The organism is Pedobacter insulae, assembly GCF_900113525.1.
In the GTDB taxonomy this organism is placed as follows: Bacteria; Bacteroidota; Bacteroidia; order Sphingobacteriales; family Sphingobacteriaceae; genus Pedobacter; species Pedobacter insulae.
Genome location: NZ_FOPP01000006.1, coordinates 80,441 through 99,350, shown reverse-complemented (window position 1 = coordinate 99,350; position 18,910 = coordinate 80,441). Strand labels below are relative to the sequence as shown.

16 protein-coding genes are annotated in these 18,910 nt (G+C 37.6%); 4 read left to right on the top strand and 12 right to left on the bottom strand.

Annotated features, from left to right (window positions below):
- Positions 1-111 precede the first annotated feature (111 nt).
- From dnaE to BM207_RS11425, 3 genes are all read left to right on the top strand, one after another.
- Entirely contained in the window at positions 112-4,545 is a 4,434-nt protein-coding gene (gene dnaE, locus BM207_RS11435) for a DNA polymerase III subunit alpha (RefSeq protein WP_090994123.1), read from the top strand.
- A gap of 73 nt (positions 4,546-4,618) precedes the next feature.
- Complete coding sequence (gene trxA / locus BM207_RS11430; protein ID WP_055132221.1) at positions 4,619-4,936, top strand: thioredoxin; 318 nt, start codon at positions 4,619-4,621, stop codon at positions 4,934-4,936.
- A gap of 140 nt (positions 4,937-5,076) precedes the next feature.
- Positions 5,077-5,997 (top strand): DUF58 domain-containing protein, encoded by a 921-nt coding sequence (locus BM207_RS11425; RefSeq protein WP_090994121.1) that lies wholly within the window; start codon positions 5,077-5,079, stop codon positions 5,995-5,997.
- Positions 5,998-6,003: 6 nt separating this feature from the next.
- On the opposite strand, the gene BM207_RS11420 is transcribed toward BM207_RS11425, so the two are convergent.
- From BM207_RS11420 to BM207_RS11375, 10 genes are all read right to left on the bottom strand, one after another.
- Positions 6,004-7,179: an aspartate aminotransferase family protein gene (locus tag BM207_RS11420; protein WP_090994119.1), complete on the bottom strand. Its 1,176-nt coding sequence runs from the start codon at positions 7,177-7,179 to the stop codon at positions 6,004-6,006.
- Positions 7,180-7,324: 145 nt separating this feature from the next.
- Positions 7,325-7,786, bottom strand: a complete 462-nt coding sequence (locus BM207_RS11415; RefSeq protein ID WP_090994425.1) for a hypothetical protein — start codon at positions 7,784-7,786, stop codon at positions 7,325-7,327.
- Between the two features lie 66 nt (positions 7,787-7,852).
- Positions 7,853-8,479, bottom strand: coding sequence for a hypothetical protein (locus tag BM207_RS11410; RefSeq protein WP_090994117.1), 627 nt, complete (start codon positions 8,477-8,479; stop codon positions 7,853-7,855).
- 33 nt (positions 8,480-8,512) lie between these two features.
- A complete protein-coding gene (locus BM207_RS11405; RefSeq protein ID WP_090994115.1) occupies positions 8,513-9,073 on the bottom strand; it encodes an RNA polymerase sigma factor in 561 nt (186 codons plus the stop codon).
- 64 nt (positions 9,074-9,137) lie between these two features.
- Entirely contained in the window at positions 9,138-10,094 is a 957-nt protein-coding gene (locus BM207_RS11400) for a transketolase family protein (RefSeq protein ID WP_090994113.1), read from the bottom strand.
- Positions 10,095-10,159: 65 nt separating this feature from the next.
- The gene (locus BM207_RS11395; RefSeq protein WP_090994111.1) at positions 10,160-11,005 is read right to left on the bottom strand and encodes a transketolase; all 846 of its coding nucleotides are present in this window, start codon (positions 11,003-11,005) and stop codon (positions 10,160-10,162) included.
- 50 nt (positions 11,006-11,055) lie between these two features.
- Positions 11,056-11,514, bottom strand: a complete 459-nt coding sequence (gene bcp / locus BM207_RS11390; protein WP_090994109.1) for a thioredoxin-dependent thiol peroxidase — start codon at positions 11,512-11,514, stop codon at positions 11,056-11,058.
- A 12-nt stretch (positions 11,515-11,526) separates the two neighbouring features.
- Entirely contained in the window at positions 11,527-13,257 is a 1,731-nt protein-coding gene (locus BM207_RS11385) for a M23 family metallopeptidase (RefSeq protein WP_090994107.1), read from the bottom strand.
- Positions 13,258-13,262: 5 nt separating this feature from the next.
- Entirely contained in the window at positions 13,263-13,874 is a 612-nt protein-coding gene (locus BM207_RS11380) for a fumarylacetoacetate hydrolase family protein (protein WP_090994105.1), read from the bottom strand.
- A gap of 34 nt (positions 13,875-13,908) precedes the next feature.
- Positions 13,909-14,427, bottom strand: coding sequence for a T9SS type A sorting domain-containing protein (locus tag BM207_RS11375; RefSeq protein ID WP_090994104.1), 519 nt, complete (start codon positions 14,425-14,427; stop codon positions 13,909-13,911).
- A 251-nt stretch (positions 14,428-14,678) separates the two neighbouring features.
- Between BM207_RS11375 and BM207_RS11370 the strand changes: the two genes are divergently transcribed.
- Positions 14,679-16,640, top strand: a complete 1,962-nt coding sequence (locus BM207_RS11370) for a KUP/HAK/KT family potassium transporter (protein WP_090994423.1) — start codon at positions 14,679-14,681, stop codon at positions 16,638-16,640.
- A gap of 118 nt (positions 16,641-16,758) precedes the next feature.
- Here BM207_RS11370 and BM207_RS11365 read toward each other — a convergent pair whose 3' ends face one another.
- The gene (locus BM207_RS11365) at positions 16,759-18,702 is read right to left on the bottom strand and encodes an amino acid permease (protein ID WP_090994101.1); all 1,944 of its coding nucleotides are present in this window, start codon (positions 18,700-18,702) and stop codon (positions 16,759-16,761) included.
- A 71-nt stretch (positions 18,703-18,773) separates the two neighbouring features.
- Positions 18,774-18,905, bottom strand: a complete 132-nt coding sequence (locus tag BM207_RS19375; RefSeq protein WP_262497206.1) for a hypothetical protein — start codon at positions 18,903-18,905, stop codon at positions 18,774-18,776.
- Positions 18,906-18,910: the final 5 nt, after the last annotated feature.

Below are 18,910 nucleotides of genomic sequence, written 5' to 3'. Positions count from 1 at the left end.
TTAGCTTAACAAAGTGATTTTTATAATTATAATGTCTTTTTAGGTGTTGATAAATTACTGACACTTTCCACTACTAAATTGGTTATTTTTGGATTCCATCATTTCCCAACTATGTATCTAATATTTGACACCGAAACAACAGGTTTGCCACGTAATTATAATGCCCCAATTACCGATACTGATAATTGGCCGCGTTGTATTCAAATTGCCTGGCAGTTACATGATGAGCTAGGGAACCTGATAGAGCATCAAGACTATCTGGTAAAACCGGATGGATTTAATATACCTTATGATGCAGAGCGCATTCACGGAATTTCTACAGAATTGGCTCAGGAAAGAGGTATTGAACTTACCGACGTTTTAGTAAAATTTAATGCTGCTTTAGCAAAAGCGAAGTTTGTAGTAGGGCAAAATGTGGGGTTCGACATAAACATCATGGGTTGCGAATTCCATCGTTTAGGGGTTGACAGTCCGATGGCCAGCATGCCTGTTTTGGATACTTGTACAGAGATTACAGCCGACCTTTTAAAACTACCGGGAGGTAGGGGCGGGAGGTTTAAATTGCCAAATCTAACCGAACTCCACCAATATCTTTTTGGCGTTCCTTTCTCTGAAGCACACAACGCAACTGCGGATGTGGAAGCCACTACAAGATGCTTCTTGGAGCTGATTAAAAAACAAGTTTTTAAAAAGGAAGATCTTCAGGTAGATACCGATTATTTCAGGCGCTTTGCTGATGCCAATCCTATTCCAATAGCGGGAGCAGGTTTGCAACACATTAATTTAAAAGCAGCTTCTGAGGAAATTAGAAAACGCCAAAAAAGTACTGAAGCTGGCGGCATATCTAAACAAACTTTAGCGGGTAATAAAGAAGAACTTGCAACAGCTAGTTTTTCACATTTACATAACCATACCCAGTTTTCTGTTTTACAGTCAACCATTAGTGTTCCAGCCCTGGTTAAGGCTGCGGCCGACCAAAAGATGCCCGCGGTTGCTTTAACTGATCATGCCAATATGATGGGTGCATTTCATTTTGTAAGTAATGTATCTAAACACAATAAAGATGCTAAAGTAAAAAATGCCGAGGCGGCAGAAAAAGGAGAACCACCTGTTGCTCACATTTTAAAACCAATTGTTGGTGTAGAGTTTTTTGTTTGCGAAAACCATACGGATAAAACCCGTAAGGATGATGGCTATCAAGTGGTGTTATTAGCAAAAAGTAAGAAAGGCTATCATAATTTGGCGAAGATGTCGTCGATTGCCTATACCAAAGGCTTTTATTATGTACCGCGGATTGATAAAAATGTAGTTGAGCAATACAAAGATGATATTATTGTGCTTTCTGGGAATTTGTATGGAGAAATTCCTAGCAAACTCCTAAATATGGGTGAAAAGCAGGCGGAAGAAGCATTGTTATGGTGGAAAGAGCAGTTTGGTGCTGATTTTTATATTGAGTTAATGCGCCATAATCAAGAAAACGAAGACCGTGTCAATCCTGATTTGATCACCTTAGCCAAGAAACACGAAGTAAGGTTTGTGGCAACCAACAATACTTATTACATCAATAAAAAAGATGCGAATGCACATGATATTTTATTGTGTGTAAAAGATGCAGAAAAGCAGGCTACTCCGATAGGAAGGGGCAGAGGTTACCGGTATGGGTTGCCAAATCAAGAATATTATTTCAAGTCGGCCGATGAAATGAAAGCGCTCTTCGCTGATTTGCCGGAAGCGATTTTAAGTACCCAGGAAATTGTTGATAAAATTGAGCCCTACGAACTTGCCAGGGAAGTGCTACTACCGAAATTTGGCATCCCGCCAGAGTTTTTAGTGGCTGAAGATGAACAGGATGGTGGCAAACGTGGAGAAAATAAGTATTTAAAATATTTGACTTACGAAGGGGCTAAAAAAAGGTACGGTGAGCTCACAGAAGAAATCACTGAACGTTTAGATTTTGAGCTTGCAACAATTGAAAAAACCGGTTACCCCGGCTATTTCTTAATTGTACAGGACTTTATTGCCGAGGCGCGCAGACGAGATGTTTCGGTGGGTCCGGGACGTGGTTCGGCGGCGGGATCAGTAGTGGCGTATTGTTTGTGGATCACCAATATTGACCCCTTAAAATACGATTTGCTATTTGAGCGTTTCCTTAACCCAGACCGTGTATCGATGCCCGATATTGATATCGACTTTGATGATGAGGGCAGGGGCCGCGTAATGGAATACGTAATTGATAAGTACGGCTCAAGTCAGGTTGCCCAAATTATCACTTATGGTACGATGGCGGCAAAATCCTCTATCCGTGATACGGCTAGGGTATTAGATTTACCACTTTTTGAAGCAGATAAGATTGCCAAGCTTATTCCGAATATGAAATTGGCGAAGATATTTAATTTGGAAGAAAAGGCTTTAAAAGGTGCGCTTAGACCAGATGAATATGAAAAAATTGTTGAGTTAAAAGCTTTAGCCGCTGCTAAAAATCTAAGTGCCGAAACGATAGAACAGGCCATTATCTTAGAGGGTTCTTTACGTAACACGGGTATCCACGCTTGTGGAGTAATTATTACACCGGATGATATCACAAACTTTGTTCCGGTTGCCACTGCAAAAGATTCGGATTTGTATGTAACGCAATTCGACAACTCGGTTGTTGAAAGCGCAGGACTATTAAAAATGGACTTCTTGGGGTTAAAAACCTTAACCCTAATCAAAGACACCGTAAAGCTTGTCAAAAAAAGACATCATATCGATCTGGATCCTGATGCATTTCCCATTGATGATGTTAAAACCTACGAGCTCTTTCAACGTGGCGAAACAGTAGGGATTTTTCAGTATGAGAGTCCCGGCATGCAAAAATACATGAAGGAGCTAAAACCAACAGTTTTTGGAGATTTAATTGCCATGAATGCATTATACCGGCCTGGACCAATTGCTTATATCCCAAGTTTCGTAAAACGAAAAAATGGCGAAGAAGAAATCAAGTACGATTTGGAAGCCTGTGAGGAGCTTTTAAAAGAAACTTATGGGATTACAGTATATCAAGAGCAGGTAATGCTTTTGTCGCAAAAGTTAGCAGATTTTACCAAAGGTGAGGCCGATGTTTTGCGTAAAGCGATGGGTAAAAAACAGCGGGATGTATTGGATAAAATGAAGCCGAAGTTCATCAAACAAGCTGCAGAAAAAGGACATGATGAAAAAATCCTGGAAAAGATCTGGAAAGATTGGGAAGCTTTCGCAGAATATGCCTTCAACAAATCACACTCAACTTGCTATGCCTGGATTGCTTACCAAACAGCCTATTTAAAGGCAAATTATCCCGCAGAATACATGGCTGCGGTACTTTCCAATAACATGAGTGATATTAAACAGGTGGCCTTTTTTATGGAAGAATGCAGACAAATGGGTGTCACTGTGTTAGGTCCGGATGTGAATGAATCGGATTTGAAGTTCTCAGTAAATGCAAAAGGAGAAATAAGATTCGGCATGTCGGCCGTAAAAGGAGTTGGAGAAAAAGCTGTAGAAAGTATCATTGAAGAAAGAGTGGCCAACGGGGCATATGAGACAGTATTTGATTTTTCTAAACGCTCAAATACAAGAATTGTCAATAAAAAAGCCTACGAGAGTTTTGTATATAGTGGTGCTTTTGATGCGTTCGGCTTTCATCGAGCACAGTATTTTTATATTGGAGCCAATGATAAGTTAAACGGTATCGAAAAGTTGATTAAGTATGCGAACGATTTCCAGAATAATGAAAACTCTTCTCAAGCCTCACTTTTTGGTGGATCGAAAGCGGATTTAATTTTGGAACCAAGCTTCCCCGTTTCGCCAGAATGGGGTTTAATTGATCGTTTGAAATATGAAAAAGATGCGATAGGGATCTTCTTATCTGGCCATCCATTAGATGACTATCGTTTTGAGCTCACACATTTTTGTCAGCACAGTGTTAGACATTTAAGTGTAGTGAATAAAATACGGAGTGGAGACACAAACGAGGAGATTCTAGCAGAGTTTGAATCCATTAAGAATAGAGATTTAGTTGTTGGAGGCTTAGTGGTAATAGCTTCTCAAAGAATTACTAAAACAGGTAAACCATTTGGTACGTTCATTTTTGAAGATTATGATGATAGTTGTGAGATTGCTTTATTTGGTGATGATTTCTTGAAGTTTAAGCAGTTTTTAACAGAAGGATATTTCTTGCAAATTAGAGGAAGAGTAGGAGAACGATTTAAGAAAGAGGGCGACTGGGAATTTAAAGTAACTTCGATAGACCTGCTATCAGAGTTGCGCGATAAACTGACAAAATGTATAACTATTCAGGTTCCTATAGAAGAGGTAAATGAAGATTTAATGGAAAAAATTGATATTATTTTAAGCGAAAATAAAGAGAACAGTGAGCGACATAATTGTAAGTTAAATTTTGAAGTGTATGATAGGGAACAGAACTTAAAATTGGAATTACCCTCAAAGTCACTTAAAATAAATCCAAACAATCAATTTTTAGAACAATTGACGAAACTGAATGTTGTAAACTATAAGTTGAATTAGTGTCATATTGACATAGTGCTATTGATGGCACTACAATTGATAATATATTTGTATATAAATTAAAAAATAAGTTATGGCATTAGAAATAACAGATGCAAACTTCGAGGAAGTTGTATTAAAGTCAGATAAACCTGTATTAGTAGATTTTTGGGCAGAGTGGTGTGGTCCTTGTCGTATGGTTGGTCCTGTGGTAGACGAAATTTCGAAAGAATATGAAGGAAAAGCGTTAGTTGGTAAAGTGAATGTTGATAATAATCCTCAAATTTCAACTCAATTTGGAATTCGTAATATACCTGCACTCCTATTCTTTAAGAATGGTGAAGTTGTAGATAAGCAAGTTGGTGCTGTTCCAAAATCAGTATTGGCTGGTAAACTTGATAAACAATTATAAGCTTAAATACGAAATGTGTCTCGTCATTTGCGAGGAGTTGCGAAGCATGAAGCAAAGCAATCTTATATTTAAATCCGAATTCAACTTTTGAGTTCGGATTTTTTTATGGAATAAAAAATTCAAATGCTTAGCTTTACTTAATGACATCAACCAAAGGATACGAAAATCTTCAACTTACTGCAAACCTCGAATTATTGGCTAGGCAAGTAGTTGAAGGGTTTATTACAGGATTGCATAAAAGTCCTTTCCATGGTTTTTCAGTCGAATTCGCTGAACATCGATTGTACAATACGGGGGACAGCGTTAAAAACATCGATTGGAAATTATTTGCTAAAACTGACAAACTTTTTAGCAAACGATATGAAGAAGAAACTAATCTCCGTTGTCAGTTTGTAATTGATACGTCCTCTTCAATGTACTTTCCTGATGATAATTATAATAAGTTAACTTTCTCCATACAGAGTACGGCAGCATTAATGTATTTACTAAAAAAGCAACGGGACGCTTTTGGCTTAAGTTTGTTTACGGATCAATTAACATTAAATACAGCCGCTAAATCAACCAATACCCATCAAAAATATCTGTTTTCGCAATTAGAACTAGTATTACAGTCACAAAAATTAAATGTACAGACTAATTTGGCACTGGCTTTACATCAAATTGCAGAACTGATCCATAAAAGATCTTTAGTGGTGGTTTTTAGTGACATGATGCAAACTGTGCATGATGAAGATAAAATTTCAGCCTTATTCTCAGCATTACAACACCTGAAGTTCAATAAACATGAAGTAGTTATTTTTAACGTGACAGATAAGGATAAAGAAGTAACTTTTAATTTTGCCAATAGGCCTTATCAATTTGTGGATATGGAAACTGGGGCGGTTTTAAAAGCCCATACTTCGAAAGTTAAGCAGGCTTATTTGGACGAGATGGCTAGTTATCGACAACAACTGACTTTAAAATGTGCACAATATAAAATTGATTTAGTTGATGCAGATATTAAAGAAGGCTTCGATCATATATTACAGGGATATTTGATTAAACGTCAAAAAATGGGATAGTCAGCGCTAAATATTCTTTAAAATGATCTTGCAAGCATCTCTTATTTCCTCTTCTGTGATGGTTAAAGGTGGCGCTATGCGCATGGAATTGCTGCAATGTAAAAACCAATCAGTAAGCAAGCCATCCGCTATACAAGCATCTATAATCGCTTTGTTGGTTTCATAGCTATCGAATTCAACGGCCAACATCAACCCTCGGCCACGAACTTCTTTAATGGCTGGATGTTGAAGCAATGTTTTAAATAACTCGCCCTTTTTTTGTACGTCTCGAACTAAATCCTCTTCCAAAATCACATTTAATGTAGCCAGGCCTGCTGCACAACTAACCGGATGTCCTCCGAATGTGGTAATATGACCTAAAATAGGATTTTCTGTAAATACAGACATTATTTTAGCTGATGCTATAAATGCGCCAATAGGCATTCCTCCACCTATGCCTTTTGCCAATAACAACACATCTGGTATAATGTCAAAATGCTGATAACCGAACATTTTACCCGTTCGGCCAAAGCCACATTGAATTTCATCAAATACCAAAAGCGTCCCTGTCTCATCACATTTTTTACGAAGTGCTTGTAAATAACCTACATCGGGCACGCGTATACCTGCTTCACCTTGTATGGTTTCTATAAAAACTGCCGCCGTATTTGGGGTAATCTGTGTCAGGTCATCAGCATTGTTAAAGTTAATAAATTTAACGTCAGGTAGTAATGGACGATATGCCTGTTTAAATTCTTCATTTCCCATTAAGCTTAAAGCCCCTTGGGTACTCCCATGATAGCTGTTTTTACAGGCAATGATTGAGGTTCTATGGGTGAATTTTTTTACCAATTTCATCGCCCCTTCTACAGCCTCCGCTCCAGAATTTACAAAATAAGTGCAACTCAAATTAGGAGGTAGTATGTCCGCTAAGGCCTTGGCAAAATTTACTTGCGGACTCTGCACATATTCGCCATAAACCATTAAGTGCATATAGGTTTCGGCTTGTCTTTGTACGGCTTCTACAACTTTAGGGTGACAATGACCAACATTACTAACACCAATTCCAGCAATTAAATCAACATATTTCTTACCGGCATTATCAAATAAATAAATACCTTTTGCCCTAACAAATTCAAGCAAAAGAGGTGTTAAAGATGTTTGGGCATTATGCTGAAGAAATAACTGGCGCTGTGTTAACATAGGGCAAAAATAAGCTTTTTAAATTAAACTCCGACTTCGTAAGTCGGCCTCCAGAAGCCGACTTACGAAGTCGGAAAAGTCTGGAAAAACAAAAAATCCCATCTGAATTAACAAACGGGATTTCCTTAAAAAATTAATTATGTATTTAGTTGTCTTTTTTTACGCCACCATTCCTAAACTGATTTAAGAGTTCCCTTTTAAAAGCCTCCTGAGCCCTATAAAATTTACCTACAGTTTTAATGGGTAAGCTTAATTTAAGTTTGTTGTAATATTTTTTTTCAATATACAGACCCCTTTGCTTGAAATCGAAGTCGTTATTAATTAAGGCCTGTACTTCTGCATCGGTCATTTCGTCAATGTCTTGAACTTTTCTAAAACTGATCATTTTTTGCATATGATCTCTGCGAAGGGAATTTTGCTCACGCTGATAATCATTATAAATTGGCCAAAATAGCTTCGCTTCATCAACAGAAAGACCGAGCTTTTGAGTGAAAAAAGTAACTTTAAAAGCCTCTATTTTTTCGTTATCAAACCGTTGCCCGCCTTGTGCAAAAGAATTTATCGCTAAAAAACAAAAGCTTAAGATCAACAGTAAACTTTTAATCATAACAATTGCTTTAGATGAATAACCTATGTTTTGAGTTTTTGAATTTAAATACATGGATATCATTAATTATAAATTATTAGATAAATCGTTCGACGAATAGTGATTAAGTATATAGCTTTCCATTTCTGCCTGTGAAGCAGTACTGTTAGTTGCTTGCTGACTTTCTTTCAAATGCTCAATAATTACACTTTCATCAATATCATAAAGAACAGCCTCACTAGCCAATACGGTAGATTGACCCTTTTTAACAGTACGTTGTTGATTAAAATACAGACCACTAGCAGTTAATATGATCAAACAAGCTGCAGCTGCATATCGAACTAAATCCGACTGCCATAAACGAACAGTTTTTGTTTTTGGCTTAACGTCTATAGTCTGACTTAATATATTTGCTTGAAGTTTGTCGAAGTAGTTTGAAGGCGTTGAGAAACCCTCGCTACTGGTAATTGATTTAAATTGTTCCAATGCAATTCTACTGCTAATTTGGTCATTTAATTCCTCAAAATAGTTGGTAGGAACGGTAAAACCATTTCTTTCTCCTTGAGTTAAACCATCTAAAAATGCAGCTGAATTTAAATGAGCCGTTAGCTCATTAAAATAATTATCGGGCACACGATATGGGGTAACTCGAGGAAGTGCAGCAAGTATCGGCGCTTCATTTTCCCACTCCATATTTTCATCTCTTATATTCATCACGTACTATTGATAGATTTTTTCTTAAAAGGTTTAATACTCTAACTTATCATTTGTTAAAATAGCCTCAATTTTTTTAACGGCAATATGAAATGAAGCCTTAAGCGCACCAACAGTGGTCCCTAATACTTCAGAAATTTCATCATATTTCATGTCGTCAAAATACTTCATGTTAAAAATTATCCTTTGTTTTTCAGGTAGTGTCAATATAGCTTCTTGTAGTTTACGTTGAATTTTGTCTCCGTCAAAGTAATGTGAAGCGGTTAAACTTTCAGCCAATTCGCTGCTTACATCATCTAAAGAAATATTATTTTTGAGTTTCTTTTTATTTAAAAAAGTGATTGATTCATTAGTCGCGATACGATAAATCCAGGTGTAAAGTTGAGAATCACTTCGAAAATTTGCTAGATTTTTCCAAACTTTCACAAAAGTCTCTTGAACGAGATCATCCGTATCATCGTGATCAATAACCAAGCGGCGGATATGCCAATAAATTTTTTGTTGATATTTATTTAAAAGTAAATTGAAGGCCTCATTCCGTGTTTTCTCCACACTAAATTTCAGCAATATCTCTGAGTCTTCAACTTGTTTCATAGGAGTTCGTTATTTTACCACCCCAGCAATTTTAAGAATTTCCTGAGGTGGTAAATTTACGTTGTTATTTTTTTCTTTTCATTACTTTCTGCGCCGCTGCAACAATATCAGCAGGATCCAACTTGTATTTCGTCATTAATTGATCCGGAGTTGCACTTTCTCCAAAACTATCATTAACGGCTACAAATTCTTGGGGAGCAAGATAGGTTGTAGTTAATAAACGAGATACACTTTCTCCAAGTCCACCGAACTTATTATGCTCTTCACAAGTTACTACGCAACCTGTTTTTTGAACAGATTTTAGAATAGCTTCCTCATCCAAAGGTTTAATCGTATGAATATTGATAATCTCTGCATCAATTCCCAACTCCGCTAATTTTTCGCCGGCTTCAATTGCTCTCCATACCATGTGTCCGGTAGCAATGATCGTTACATCCTTACCTTCGTTAACCATCCATGCTTTGCCAATTTCAAATTTTTGATCTTCAGGCGTAAATACAGGGATTACCGGACGGCCGAAGCGTAAATAAACTGGTCCTTCATAGTCCATAATAGCCAATGTTGCCGCTTTGGTTTGATTATAATCACAAGGATTGATCACGACCATGCCAGGCAACATTTTCATTAAACCTATATCTTCTAAAATTTGATGTGTTGCCCCATCTTCACCCAAAGTTAAACCCGCATGTGAGGCACAAATTTTTACATTTTTGCCCGAGTAGGCGATAGACTGACGAATTTGATCGTAAACCCTGCCTGTAGAGAAATTAGCAAAAGTTCCTGTAAAAGGAATCTTCCCACCAATAGTCATCCCAGCTGCAATACCCATCATGTTGGCTTCGGCGATTCCAACCTGCACAAACCTATCCGGAAAATCTTTAATAAAGGCGTCCATTTTTAAGGAACCAACTAAATCTGCGCAAAGGGCAACTACATTTTCATTGCGCTTCCCAGCCTCATGTAATCCAGCACCAAAACCCGAACGTGTATCTTTTTTATCTGTATATGTATACTTTTTCATTAGTGTCTATTATTTTTAATGGTATTCAAGCTTGCTTCGCAGGCTTTCATTACTCCCTTATAAAATTAGTAATCCCCTGCTGTTTCTTTTATTTGATCAAGTGCTGTTTTCAATTGATCATCGTTTGGAGGGGAACCATGCCATTTGTGGGTTCCAACCATAAAATCAACTCCATAGCCCATTTGGGTACTCATTAGGTTTAAAATAGGTTTACCTTTTCCGGTTAATGACTTAGCATAATGTAGCGCCTTGGTAATTTCTCCCATGTCATTGCCGTCTGAAGTGATTACATGCCACCCGAATGCTTCAAATTTAGCTTGAAGGTTTTCCAGGGAAAGTACTTTTTCCGTAGGACCATCAATCTGTTGGCCGTTATAGTCAATACTTGCAATCAAATTGTCTACCTTATGAAAAGGGGCAAACATAAATGCTTCCCAATTTTGGCCTTCCTGTAGTTCTCCATCCCCTTGTAAAGTATAAACCAAAGATTTGTCACCATTTAATTTTTTCACCAAAGCAGCACCGATCGCAACAGATAAACCCTGCCCTAATGAACCTGAGGCAACCCTAACTCCAGGTAAACCCTCGTGGGTAGTCGGATGACCCTGTAACCTCGAGTCAAGTTTTCTAAAAGTAGCTAATTCACTCACTTCAAAATAGCCAGATCTTGCCAACACGCTATACCAAACTGGGGAAATATGACCGTTTGATAAAAAGAACAGATCTTCACCAATACCATCCATTTTAAATTCAGGATTGTGGTTAAGGACCTCGAAATAGAGTGCCGTAAAAAAATCGGCACAGCCTAATGATGCACCTGGGTGACCGGATTGTACCGCGTGCACCATTCTAAGTACATCTCTTCTAACCTGCGAAGCGATATCTTCAAGTTCGCTAATTGTATGTTTCATTGCTTATCATGTTTTAAAATTGCAAGGTAATTATAAAATTTTAATGTTTACTAAGCTAGTAGACTTAAAACCTGTTCAGATGGATTTTTTGTGTCAACTTTTGTGATGATATGTGCAATTGTGCCTTCTTCATCAATGATAAAAGTAGTTCTAACAGTACCCATATATTTTTTACCATACATATTTTTCTCTCCCCATACACCATATGCCTCCACAATTTTATGATCTGTATCGGCTAAAAGGGTAAAGGGTAAATTAAATTTCGTAACGAATTTTTGGTGCGACTTTTCATCATCAACACTCACACCAAGCACTTCAATGCCTTTGGCTACCAAACCCTGATAATTATCTCTGAAGTCGCACGCCTCTGCAGTGCAACCAGGCGTATTATCTTTTGGATAAAAATACAAAACAACTTTCTTGCCCTTGAATTGATTTAAAGTAACCGTATTTCCATTTTGGTCTGTCGAGGTAAATTTTGGAGCCTGATCTCCTTGTTTTAATTCCATAGAAGTTGTTTATTATTTATAAAACTCAATAGCGTACCGCTTTATATTATCTTTCATGTCGACCACCTGTAATGCTAAGTCATGTTTGCCGCTCGATGTTCTTTCATCAAAAGTATGCCATAACGTAGCGGTCTTAGTATCAAACTCCATTAAAATCCATTTGCCATCAATATAGCCATTAAAGCTTTTAATCCCAGAAAGATTATCTTTGATTTTAAAAGTCATTTTACTAATGTTCTTCATGTTCTTCCCTTGGGATAGGTTAATCGGTATAATAACAGGTGCAATAGTATCTATCGCAATAAAGAAGTTGCCAAATGTTTTTACAGTCGTTTTTATATAGCCATTTTCAAAGGTGCCCCCTTGCGAGCTACGGTTGGTGTTTACAATGAGTGCCTTATTTTGATGCTTGGTTAAAGAACTGTCTGCTTTGATAGAGAGCTCAAAACCTAAGTGCAATGGAGTTAAATTGTTTTGGATCTGATGAATGGGCGAGAAAGCATTTGTTTGTGGCTTAGGAAGTTTTTTATAGATAAAGTTGAGATCGTTATATAATGTGCCTTTTGGAAAAACCACTTTAATTTCATCATTTACAAATTCATTAACTTTATTAAATGCGAAGGTGATTTCTGCTGGGGTTGCCGGGGAGGTAATCGTTGCTTTGGTATCAGCTTGAACATTAAATATCAAGGTGCTTTTATTCCCTTTGGCATCAGTAAGGATGTACTGTAACTGATGCAATTTTCCATCATTAAAGCTTACTCTACCCTGGTTAATTAAATTGCTGTAAATCTGCAATGGGTTTCCTGGGTCGACAAAACTTTTCTGAATACTACGTTTATAAGTTAACAACGCCGGATAATCTAGATGAGAATTGATGGCTCTACTATTTTCAAAACTAAATCGTTCTAAAGCAGAAGTATAAATGATGTCTCCGTCGAGTGCTAGTTCAATCGAATACACTCCGTTAATGCCCGACATCCCATTGTGCTTATCCGTAGCAACTATTCCAAAGCCAACTTCACCGCTTAGATTAATGGTTTTTACTTTATTTAAATTATATTTTCCGTTATTGCCAGTTACCTGAAAATATTGCTTTGGAGTGAATTCGTTAAATGGTTGTTCATTTAATCGGTAAACATACATTGCGGTAATAACAGGAGGGATATTATCAGGAATTTGGATTCCCAATAATTGCGGGTTAATGGTTGCCTCGGTTTTGGTATCACGCAGTTCGAAATGTAAATGGGGACCTCCAGAACTGCCGGTATTACCTGAATAGGCAATAATATCACCCTTACGAACTGGCATAAGATCGGCATTTGGAAACTCGTCGATTTCATAGCGCTTATTACGATATTGGATATTTTTTACTTCCTGCCCAATTTTAGGATTAAAACGCGAAAGGTGTCCATATACCGAAGTGTAACCATTGGAATGATTTAAATAAAGCGCTAAACCAAATCCACTATTTTGAACCCTCAATCTTGCCACATAGCCATCCGCAACGGCGTAAACCGGATATCCGATTTTTTGGTTCGTTCTGAAATCAATTCCCGAATGAAAATGATTAGTGCGGAGCTCACCAAAAGAACCGGCCAATGCTGGGGGACTAATATCTAATGGTTGCCTAAAATCCGTTAACGGATATTTATGATCGCTATAAATTTTTTGTGCTGCACAATTGGCAGCGGAGAGTATAAAGGCAGTGACGTAAAGAGCAATTTGACTTTTATAATGCATCCGTACTATTTAATTTTAAAATCGAGTAATTGTTTGCCCTCAAGCCACGCAGCTAAATGATCTCCCTGCTTAACTTGCCCAACACCTTGCGGCGTACCCGTAAAAATCAGGTCTCCTTTTTTTAAGGTAATATATTGGGATACAAAGGCAATTATCTTTTCAAACGAAAATAAGAGGTTTGAAGTATGCCCTTGCTGCCTCGTTTCTTCGTTTACCTTAAGTTCGAAACCTAAATTATAAAGGTCAATGAAGTCGCTTTTAGGTAAAAAATTACTAATGGCCGCAGAGTTATCGAAAGCTTTCGCCAATTCCCATGGGAGCCCTTTCTCTTTATGCTGATTTTGAATGTCGCGTGCTGTAAAATCTATTCCCAAACCTATTTCATCATAATAGTTGGGAGCAAATTTTTCGGCTATGTACTTACCCTCTTTACTAACTTTTAAAACTACCTCCAACTCAAAATGAATGTCGTTAGAAAAATCTGGGATATAAAAAGGCTTGTTGTCTTTTAAAACAGCGGTGTCAGGTTTCAAAAAAATAACTGGTTTTGTTGGAACTTCGTTATTTAGTTCTTTCGCATGTGCGGCATAGTTGCGGCCAATGGCAATAATTTTCATAAGGGTAAAAGGGTTTTAACAAACAATTTACGATTTACAGTACTGAAATTTTAAGCACCTTTAAGTCACCACCGGCGTTTACCTTTACAAAATAGATGCCTGGATTAAGTTTGTTCGGAATAGTAAACGTTTTAGTTTGTTCGCCAGCCATCCCCCTGTCATTCATGAGCGAAATGATATCATTCCCTAACAAATCGGTAATCTTAACGGATAAGTTAGCGTCTTTTTCTAAACGCATATTAATATTTAAGTACTCCGAAACTGGATTCGGGTAAAGTTTTAAAATCGTTAAAATTTTTCCAGATTTTACATTACTTGCGTTGACACTCTGTGTGGATGTGCTGCTAGTGGTGTTAAAACTGATATTGCCTGGCTTGTAAGCCTGAACACTTCCCCTAATTACGGGTAATCTACTGACTACCCTGGGTTTTGGTTTGATAGAAATTTTGCTGCTATCCGTTTTTTGGGCAAAAACCGCTGAATTAGAGGCAAATCCTATGCAGATGATGCATAGAAAACTCCAAAATAGCCCTATTATTGATTTTTTTCCCATATGTAGTACTGGCAAAAATATAAAAAATTAAATAAGGAAATCAAACAAATTATTTCCTTATGAAAATTTTAACAATATTTAACAAACTGGAACGTTTAATAATGTTTTGATTTTGCTATGTATGCTGGATGTTTTACCACATTTGTAAGCGACGCTTTATCGTAAATAAGCTATTGCCTTGTCACAATAATGAGAAATAATAATTTTTGTTCCATATTAATTAATTATTTTTGCCTCCAAATTTTAACATTGTGGCGAGTCATAAAAATGTAAATGCCCTTACAGCGGGTGGCGTTCTGGTTAGTTTAGGTATTGTTTTTGGAGATATTGGAACCTCACCCTTATACACCCTAAAGGCCATATTCAAAACGGTTGTTGAAAGTGGACAAACAATCAATACTGATTTGGTACTAGGTGCGCTGTCATGTATAATCTGGACCCTCACACTTCAAACCACAGTAAAATATGTAATTATTACCCTTCGTGCAGATAATAAAGGGGAAGGAGGCATATTTTCTTTATATTCCCTAGTCCGGAAAAAAGCTAAATGGCTTGTAATACCTGCCATTATTGGAGGTGCCGCTCTATTGGCCGATGGAATGATCACACCAAGTATTACCGTTACTTCAGCAATTGAAGGTTTACATGTCGTATTTCCACAGGTTTCCGTATTGCCTATCGTCATTGCGATTATCTCCTTGCTCTTTATTATCCAGCAGTTTGGAACAAATTTAGTTGGAAAGCTGTTTGGACCAATAATGTTTCTTTGGTTTGCAGCACTTGGAGTAGCGGGTATTTCCCAAATTGTACATGATCCGTCTATATTCAAAGCTTTAAATCCATACTACGCCATACATTTATTGGTTACAAACCCAGCTGCATTGGTCATATTGGGTGGTGTTTTTCTTTGTACAACCGGAGCGGAAGCTTTGTATAGCGACTTAGGACACTGTGGTAAAAGAAATATTCGAATTAGCTGGATTTTTGTGAAAATGATGCTGATCTTCAATTACCTAGGGCAAGGAGCGTGGATCTTAAAAAATCCTGGTTATGACCCACATAATGCGTTAACCAACCCTTTCTTTAAGCTGATACCCGACGGTATGGTTTTGTACATGGTTATCTTAGCCACCATGGCGGCAATTATTGCTTCGCAGGCTATGATTTCTGGTTCGTTTACACTTATATCAGAAGCAGTTCGTTTGAACCTTTGGCCAAAGGTGCGCATCAACTATCCAAGTGTGCAAAAAGGACAGTTGTATGTCCCTTCTATTAATTGGTTACTATGTGTGGGTTGTATCATCATTGTGTTGATTTTCAAAAAATCCGACAATATGGAGGGAGCATATGGTTTAGCGATCAATTTAACATTTCTGATGACCACCGTGCTGGTTGCCGTTTACATGCTTCGAAAGAAATTTCCAATATACCTCATCGTAATGTTTGTCTCAGTTTATGGTGTAATTGAGCTCTCTTTCTTAGTAGGTAATATGGCTAAATTCATTCATGGAGGTTGGGTTACCTTACTCATAAGTTGTGCTTTATTAAGTGTAATGTGGACCTGGTATAGTGCCAGGAAGATCAAAAACCGTTTTGTTAAATATGTAGAAATAGAAGAATATTATGGCATCTTGAAAGAGCTAAGCGATGATGTTTCGGTTCCTAAATATTCCTCTCAACTTGTTTATTTAACCAGCGCCAATTTTAAAACAGAAATCGAGTCGAAAATAATCTATTCTATTATTCAAAAGGAACCAAAAAGGGCCGATGTTTATTGGTTAGTTCACGTGGATGTAATGGATGAACCTTATACCATGGATTATAAGGTAGAATTTTTAATCCCGGGCAAACTTATTCGGATAGATTTTAAACTGGGCTTTAGAATTGAGCAACGCGTTAATCTTCTCTACCGTAAAGTTGTTGAAGAGTTAGTGAAGAATGGCGAAGTTGATATCACCAGTCAGTATACCTCTTTAAACAAACACAAGATAACAGGCGATTTTCGCTTTGTATTGTTAGAAAAGCACCTGTCTAAGTTCACAAATTTGAGTTTTTATGAACGCAGTATTATGGACTACTATTTTATGTTAAAGCATTTCAGTCTGTCTGAAGAAACTAGTTTTGGGCTCGACTCTAGCTATGTTGATGTAGAGAAAGTTCCCTTGATTTTTGTTACTCCGGAAGATATAGAATTAAATAGGTTGGCCGTATAGGGTCAAAAGCGTGTTGTTTCCCGTCATTGCGAGGTGTTTTTCCGTCATTGCGAGGAACGAAGCAATCTCATTAACAGATTGCTTCGTTCCTCGCAATGACGAATTAACAAAAAGAATCCTATACTTTTGCCGCTCCTAATTTGCTATGTCTAAAGCCGTAGGCGAAATAAACAATCAGTCCAACCACCAGCCAAATTCCAAAACCTATCCAATTACTAATGCCAAGCTCGCACATCATGTATAAGCAGCTCAACAATCCCAGTACAGGGATCAACGACAGGTTTTTAGTCACACAGTAATAGCCGACTACTACACAAATAAACAAGAAAATCCACATCGGGATTTTATGCTTAAACAACGACCAACCGCTTTCAAATTTTTTATCGTAGGAAATACTGGATTTCTCAATAAACTGCGCATATTGTTCGTCGTTTAAACTATTTAAATAAGCTTCTGCATCAATTTGTTTTCCTTGCAACACAACCGGACTCGCACTGATTTCCTGTTTTACAGTCTCCAATTCCGTTGTACTTAAAGAGGTAATAAAGGTAACAGGAGAATTTATTTGAGGTGTGTTGTTTAAGAAAGCACTACTCTCGGCTTTAAACTTCGTAAAGGCTAGAACAAGTACGGCAATAAAGGCTATTGGAATAATAAATTTGGAATTTACGTAAGGTATCCTGAATTTACCTCTCTGGACGTCAGGTTTATTCTGTAGCACCAATACCCCGGCGCAAACCAGCACAAAGGCAAACAAAGTACCAATAGAGCAAAGGTCGGTAACAATAGTAAGGTTCATGAACAAAGAGGGAACCGCTACCACAAAGCCAACTACAATCGTTGCAAACGAAGGCGTTTTATATTTTGGATGAATCCTGGAAAAGGATTTAGGAAGAAGTCCATCTCTACTCATGCTCATCCAAATACGAGGCTGTCCCATTTGGAAAACCAGCAATACACTTGCCATAGCGAATACTGCACTCACGGCAATAATACCACTCATTAATTTTAAGTCTATCTGATCAAAAACAAATGCTAGCGGGTCGCCCACCGCTAATGTGTCAGATTTAACGATACCGGTAAGTACGAGCGCAATGGCCACATAAAGCACCGTACAAATAATAATCGCCCACATCATCCCCCTTGGTAAATCCCTTTGAGGATTTTTACATTCCTCTGCAGTGGTAGAGATGGCATCGAAACCGATATAGGCAAAAAATACTGCTGAAACACCTTTTAATACGCCAGATACGCCATTTGGAGCAAATGGATTCCAGTTTTCTGTGTCAATATAAAAAACGCCTACGGCTAATACCAATAAGATAACTGCCAGTTTAACAATTACCATGGCATTACTAGCATTTCTTGATTCTTTCATCCCACGGTAAACTAACCAGGTAATGAAAATGATAATTCCCAAAGCAGGTAAGTCAGCAACCAAGTGAAAGCTGCCAATTCTTGGAGCTGTTAGCCAAGCCTGATTGGCAATACTTGTGGCATCATCTAAGTTCGCGATACTTTTCCCCGCGCTTATCAACGCTTCAGCATGCTTATGCCCGTTAAAGGCAGTCAGATAATCCATGGTGGCCCAACTAGGGATGTTAATGCCATCAATTCCTAATGCGGGTATTCGAATAGAGGAGAGGAGGCCCGTGAAATAGTCGGACCATGATATGGCCACGGTAATGTTGCCAATTGCATACTCCATAATAAGCGACCAACCGATGATCCAAGCTACTAATTCGCCAAATGCAACGTATGAATAGGTGTAAGCACTTCCCGAAACAGGAACCATTGAAGCAAATTCTGCATAGGCAAAAGCCGCAAAACTACAAGCAACCGCAGTAAAAATGAATAGGAATATAACGGCTGGTCCGCCATCTGCACTTGCTTTACCAATGGTGCTAAAAATACCAGCACCAATAATCGCAGCAATACCAAATGCTGTCAAATCCCTTACGCCTAAAGTCTTGTGTAGCGACGCATTATGGTCTCCATAGCCTTTTGCTGCATCTTCTAAGATTTTACTTACAGATTTTTTTCTAAATAGTTTTTCGAACATAAATTGGTTAGTTTGCCCAAACTTATAAAAAAAATATCAGTTTTTAACCTTAGCCACCGCCACAAACTATCTTAATGCTTTTTATCGCTCGTATCAGCTTTTCTAAAAAATGTGAGTGAAAATGCAGTTACAAATATTGCCAGGCAAATTATGCCTACACTAATTAATGGTAGTAAATTTCCTGTAATCTCGTGTTGTTCCATGGTAT